The sequence below is a fragment of the Saliphagus sp. LR7 genome (assembly GCF_003344565.1).
Classification (GTDB): domain Archaea; phylum Halobacteriota; class Halobacteria; order Halobacteriales; family Natrialbaceae; genus Saliphagus; species Saliphagus infecundisoli.
In genome coordinates, this window is the sequence record NZ_QPND01000054.1 from 1 (window position 1) to 4269 (window position 4269).

Sequence of the window (4269 nt, forward strand, 5' to 3'; positions counted from 1 at the left end):
TGAGTGGAACGAGTAGTTCGCGCGGTCGCGGTAGTGATGACTGGTTTGATCGCGCTGGAAGCCACTCGCGTCAATGGCCGCTTCACCACTCCAGCCCGCCTGCTCCGCCGAAGCGCGGAGCAGGCGGGGGAGTTCGCGCATCCGATACTCTTGTTCCCACCGGCAGAGCGAACTGTAGTGCGGTGCCTCATCGAGGTCAAACTCGGCGAGGACGCCGGGCATCTCGTCAAGATAGTCCTCAGTCTCACGGAGGCTCTTCTCGAGTTCGATACGGAACAGAATTAACGCGATTTGTGCCCACTCAGCGTACCCGTCCGCGCCCTCGGGCGCGGCGGGTACGTCCGGATCGTCAACGTGCTGTTTGGCAAGGTCTCGACACATCCGCGCCAGCCGTCTGAGCGATACCATATCGCCAGACGGCCTCCAAACCCTGGTGAGCTTGCCGGAATCTTCCCGTGAGAGCGTCTGAAGCTGCCGTCAATCGGGAGCAAAACAAGGCAAAATTCATCGTACGACAGTAACTGGAACGGGAGACCGACGAAAGACCGTCTCGGCAACGTTCCCCATAAGGAGTCGATCAGCTAACGAGCCTCCATGTGGGCCGATCACGACGGTATCGAAATCCTCAGCCGCATTCAGAATCGCGCGGGTTGGATGGCCAACTTGCACGTCCGTCGCGATCTCTCGGTCGTACTCGTCAGCGATCGCTCGAGCGTCATCGAAAACGTCCGAGGCATGTTCTTCGGCGGCTTGACCGATATCGTCTGCAAGCGCGAGACTGGCTGCTTCACCCCATAATGCCGACGGTTCGCCAACGACGTGGAAGACGGTAATCTCGGCATCCGGAAACGCCTCGAGTGCGTATCTGAGCGCGTGTTCGGCCATCTCGGACTTGTCCATCGGAACGAGGACGCGCGAAATCATACCCTCACTACGACGCCCGCATGAATAAGCGTCCTGACGATGCTACCCGACGAACGGAAACGCCACGAAAAACGCGTACGAGAGACCGAGTGAGACCGTCGGTCCGATGATCCACATTGATCGGCCGATGACTATTGGAACTGAACACTCACATCACAAGCTCAGCTGTTCGAATGTAGTTTCGTAGCGTTTCCTGTCGGGGCTGCTTTGCTTCGATGAGCTGTGCTGCGCGGCGATGGAGCTGTTCGATCGTCTCGGGCACGTAGTTGGCCAGCTGACCGTATTTCACGTGCGTCCAGAGTTGTTCGAGTGGATTGAGATCGGGCGCGTACGTGGGAAAGTATGCGACGGCGAGCCGGCTCGCCGTCGCGGGATTCGTTTCCTCGAGATGGTCGATCGCCAGCCGATGAGGGTCCCAGTTGTCGAGGATCACCAGCACGTCTCTGTCTAGATCGGTGATCATCGCTTCCAGGAACGAAGCCACCGTATAGCGGTTGTAGTAGGTGTGTTGGAGCCGAAAGCCGAGATCGGTCGCTTTGGTCCGTGGGTCATAGACGAGTCCAGCGATTGCGGAGACGCGGTCTTTCTTGGCGATCGGGCGAAGAATCGGCGGATTCTTCGCCGGCGCCCAGGAGTTGCGTTTGACCGGGTCGAACCGGAAGCCAGCCTCGTCGATGAACAGGATCAGGCGTCCGTCTCGGCTGGCGCTTTTTTTAGTTCTGGCCAGGTCGTCGCTCGCCAGCGAGCGACGGCCTCGTCGTCACGTTTCTGGGTGAAGCTCTGTGGCTTCTGGTAGCTCCAGCCCATCCGTTTGAGGATCTTCCGGACGCCTGAATTGGAGTAAGACACGTCGAATTCGCGTTCGATGACGACGCCAACACGGGCAAGCGTCCAGAGATCGGTCTCAAAACCGTGGGCTCGAGGTCCTTCGAGGAGAAGTCGTTCGAGGCGTGGATACTGGTCGTACGAGAGGAACGGAGGGCGACCACCGCCGGTCTGGGGCTTGGCCGCCAGACCGGCTTCTCCCTCGGTCTCGTAGGCTTGTTTCCAAGCGCTGACAGCGCTTGGCGAGACATCGAGCAAACGGGCGACCTCTCGAACGCCAAACCCTTCGTCGAGGAGCTTTGCAGCGTCTTTCCGTCGCATTTCCAGCGCTTCTGGTGAGCCTTTTGTTCTCATCCCTAGAGATAGGTGCTCTGAGAAGATGTCCGTTTCTGTTAGTCAGCGGCCGAGAAACGTATTTGATCACTGCCCGAGGATTGAACAGATCACTCGCCTCTCGAACTTCCCGAGGTTCCTCCTCGCCGATTTGGCGAACAGGCGTATTTGGGTCTGCAGTAAGCGCACCGGGTTCGATCTCGGCAGTTTCGTCCCCTCGGATGACATCACGAACGTCGCGGACTCTGACCGGCCGGGTCGCACGTCCCCAACCGAGCCCGACGATCGTCATCACCATCGCCATCACGAGGCTGATCGGGATGCCGATGGCCGAGAGGGCGGTCGTGATCGTCGCGGCCGTCAGCATTACGATGAGCGCGGCGAGCAATGGAATGTCGCTGAGTTCGGTTCCAACTGACTCCATCGTCCGGCGGGCGATCGTGAAGCCGCCGACTCCGATCGCGACGGTCGCAATGGCAATCGCCGTGTTGACCTCCAACGCGCCGCTGCTGACAAGTGGTGCGACCGCGTTGGGAACGTTGCTTGCGCCGGCGCTGAACGCCATGTAACAGCCGATAATTAGAACGAGGACTGTAGTGAGTAGTTCTCTCCGGGTCGTGTTCGGACCAAGTGTGGGAGTCGGAACGGTCCCACGTCGGTCGAGAGCCAGCAGTGGGCCCTCCGAAGTGGTGATCTCGAATCGTCGGTTGAGTTCCGGATAGATATAGCGACCGATCACGCCCCCGATCCAGAAACCGATGATCGGCGTGACGACCCACCAGGAGACGATCCACCCGATCGTCTCGAAGTTGAGCGTTCCGGTCGCGAGTCCGAGCCCGGCGATCGAACCAACGGTCGTCATCGAGGTTGGCACGGGAACGCCGAAGACGTTCGCGATGAGGATTCCCAGCCCGATAAAAAAAGCACGGCGACGCCCGATTCAAGCGAAATCGGGATCGTGATGATGTCCCCAGCTAGCGTGTCCATGACGTTTCGGCCGACCGTCCACCCGCCCAGAAAGACAAAGAAGGTCATCAGCCCGGCAGCGAGCGTTTTCGAGATAATCCCAGCCCCGACTGCAGGTCCCCACGCGATTCCAGTCGAGGAGCCGCCGATATTCAATCCAACAAAGATCGACGCAACGATACCGACAATCAAGACCGTCGTAAGAGACATCCAATAAGGTATGGGAGAAGTAGTCGTAAGTATCTACCGACCCACGAAAATAATCTTCATAAGTTATCCAACTGATCGAAACTGCAAAGCCCGTCAGCGATGCAGGACGCCCCGTCCTCATGAAGTAAGCGAGGAGAGTGGGGGGAAGTTGCCCGTGCTATCACAGATCAAAAGAGATAGGATTAGGGGCACCACGAGGTCCTCTAATGTTGAATCGGTTCCGCCATCCGCTGGTCGCGCTCGCCTGCGCCTTCGTCTTGACCCTCCCGTGGATCGCCACGTTCGCTTCCTACGGTGGCTACATGACGGTCCATCCAGGCGAGAACATCGCGCCGTTAACGACGGTCATCGTCGCCGGGCTTGCCGTGCTCGGCGCGGCCTTCCTCCTGGCGTGGGGGGCCGAAACCGCCGAGAAAGACGTCCCACGAGCATTTGCTATCGCGGTACTCGCAGTGCTCGCGGTCGCGCCCGAATACGCCGTCGATGCGCTGTATGCATGGAATGCTGGAGCATTGGAGGGGACTGCCGAGGGCATGGATAACGCCAATCTCGCGGTTGCCAACATGACCGGCGCGAACCGCATCCTGATCGGAATCGGCTGGGCGGCGATTGCGCTGTTCACGGTGTATCGAGCGCGAACCCACACCGACCCCGCTGTCGAACGCCGCTCGGGCATCCTCGCGGACGTGGTCACCCTCGACCGTGACCTCGCCGTTGAGATTACGTTCCTGCTCGCCGCAACTCTGTTCGCCTTTCTGGTCCCGTTGAGTGGGGCTACCCTGAGCGGCGGCGGTCCCGTTGGTGGCATCGGTCTGCTTGACACGCTAGTTCTCGTCGGTCTCTATGTGATGTATCTCGCTATCATCATCCGTGGCGACGTTGATGAAGAGGAGGTGCACGTCGGCGTCCCTGCGTATCTTCAATCGTGGTCGAAGGGACCACGCATCGCCAGCGTCCTGTTCTTGTTCGCCTTTTCGGGCGCGCTGATCTTCATCGCGGTCGAGCCCTTCG

Annotated in this window: 4 protein-coding genes and 3 pseudogenes; 2 read left to right on the forward strand and 5 right to left on the reverse strand. The window is 59.5% G+C overall.

Going from position 1 to position 4269, the window contains the following annotated elements; all coding sequences use genetic code 11:
* The 5 genes and pseudogenes from DVH23_RS23010 to DVH23_RS23030 all read right to left on the reverse strand — a co-directional run.
* Nucleotides 1-408, reverse strand: a pseudogene (locus DVH23_RS23010) (IS5/IS1182 family transposase); the annotation flags it as partial.
* A gap of 96 nt (nucleotides 409-504) precedes the next feature.
* Nucleotides 505-924 (reverse strand): universal stress protein, encoded by a 420-nt coding sequence (locus DVH23_RS23015; protein ID WP_114579670.1) that lies wholly within the window; start codon nucleotides 922-924, stop codon nucleotides 505-507.
* A gap of 148 nt (nucleotides 925-1072) precedes the next feature.
* Nucleotides 1073-1666, reverse strand: a complete 594-nt coding sequence (locus DVH23_RS23020; RefSeq protein WP_114579671.1) for a transposase — start codon at nucleotides 1664-1666, stop codon at nucleotides 1073-1075.
* Entirely contained in the window at nucleotides 1609-2070 is a 462-nt protein-coding gene (locus DVH23_RS23025) for an IS630 family transposase (protein WP_157972596.1), read from the reverse strand. Before DVH23_RS23025 ends, DVH23_RS23020 begins: the two co-directional genes overlap by 58 nt.
* A gap of 85 nt (nucleotides 2071-2155) precedes the next feature.
* Nucleotides 2156-3117, reverse strand: a pseudogene (locus tag DVH23_RS23030) (inorganic phosphate transporter); the annotation flags it as partial.
* Between DVH23_RS23030 and DVH23_RS24900 the strand changes: the two are divergent.
* Together DVH23_RS24900 and DVH23_RS23035 are read left to right on the forward strand one after the other, a co-directional pair.
* Nucleotides 3068-3265: a hypothetical protein gene (locus DVH23_RS24900; RefSeq protein ID WP_232833910.1), complete on the forward strand. Its 198-nt coding sequence runs from the start codon at nucleotides 3068-3070 to the stop codon at nucleotides 3263-3265. The pseudogene DVH23_RS23030 and the gene DVH23_RS24900 sit on opposite strands and share 50 nt — an antisense overlap.
* Nucleotides 3266-3464: 199 nt before the next feature.
* Nucleotides 3465-4269, forward strand: a pseudogene (locus DVH23_RS23035) (sodium:calcium antiporter); the annotation flags it as partial.

Bases quoted from the DNA above. Each gene is read 5' to 3' on its own strand.
- DVH23_RS23015 (WP_114579670.1), bottom strand. From the start codon at position 924: ATGATTTCGCGCGTCCTCGTTCCGATGGACAAGTCCGAGATGGCCGAA.
- DVH23_RS23025 (WP_157972596.1), bottom strand. From the start codon at position 2,070: ATGCGACGGAAAGACGCTGCAAAGCTCCTCGACGAAGGGTTTGGCGTT.
- DVH23_RS24900 (WP_232833910.1), top strand. From the start codon at position 3,068: ATGACGTTTCGGCCGACCGTCCACCCGCCCAGAAAGACAAAGAAGGTC.